The sequence below is a fragment of the Marinisporobacter balticus genome (assembly GCF_004345705.1).
GTDB lineage: Bacteria > Bacillota > Clostridia > Peptostreptococcales > Thermotaleaceae > Marinisporobacter > Marinisporobacter balticus.
The window spans coordinates 1-1022 of record NZ_SLWV01000074.1 but is presented as its reverse complement, the minus strand read 5'-3'; the positions used below and the strand labels follow the sequence as shown (position 1 = coordinate 1022).

At 43.1% G+C, this 1022-nt stretch carries 2 rRNA genes; both read right to left on the bottom strand.

Annotated elements, in window-relative coordinates:
* Positions 1-448 (bottom strand): 23S ribosomal RNA (locus tag EV214_RS18560); the annotation flags it as partial.
* A 387-nt stretch (positions 449-835) separates the two neighbouring features.
* Positions 836-1022, bottom strand: a 16S ribosomal RNA gene (locus EV214_RS18555); the annotation flags it as partial.

The window sequence follows — 1022 nt, the reverse complement described above, 5'->3', positions numbered from 1 at the left end:
TGCTTCCCACAAGGTTTCACGTGTCTCGTGGTACTCTGGATTATACTCGAATTCGTCTAAGTTTTGCCTACAGGACTATTACCTTGTATCGTAGACCTTTCCAGATCTCTTCGGCTACAAATTCTTCATTCTTAATGAGTATATCCGCAACCCCTAAAGAGAAACTCCTTAGGTTTGGGCTTATCCCCTTTCGCTCGCCGCTACTTAGGGAATCGATTTTTCTTTCTCTTCCTCAGGGTACTTAGATGTTTCAGTTCCCCTGGTCTGTCTCCTCACTACCTATTTATTCAGTAGTGGGTAACTAGGTATTACCCTAGCTGGGTTCCCCCATTCGGAAATCACCGGATCAAAACCTGCTTGCGGTTCCCCGATGCTTATCGCAGCTTACTACGTCCTTCATCGACTCCTAGTGCCAAGGCATCCGCCCTATGCTCTTTATAACTTGACCTTGTAAATCATAGGATCTAGATGATTCATTTAAGCGATCATTCAATCTTTCAAGCAAAGCTTGATTTGATGATTGATACGCAACTCAACTTTCGTTGAGATTTTTTTGTTCTATATGCATTGTTCAGTTTTCAAGGTGCAAAGTAGTTCACCAACGAAATCATTCACTATTGTTCATAATTTCTGTTGTTCAAAGTAGTTCGCCAACAAAGTTATTCACTATCGTTCATAACTTTTGTTGCTCAAAATACAAGTTTTGAAGGTTTGATCCTTTAAGCAACCGAAATTCCAAAATTTCCATTTTGAAATTTGGTTGGCGCCGGATTAATTTGCGAAGCAAATTGATCCTTCAAAACTACACAGTGTAAGTTAAACCGTTTCTCCCTAGAAAGGAGGTGATCCAGCCGCACCTTCCGATACGGCTACCTTGTTACGACTTCACCCCAGTCATTGATTTCACCTTCGGCAGCTTCCTCCTTACGGTTAGATAGCCGACTTCGGGTGCCCCCAACTTCCATGGTGTGACGGGCGGTGTGTACAAGACCCGGGAACGCATTCACCGCGACATTCTGATT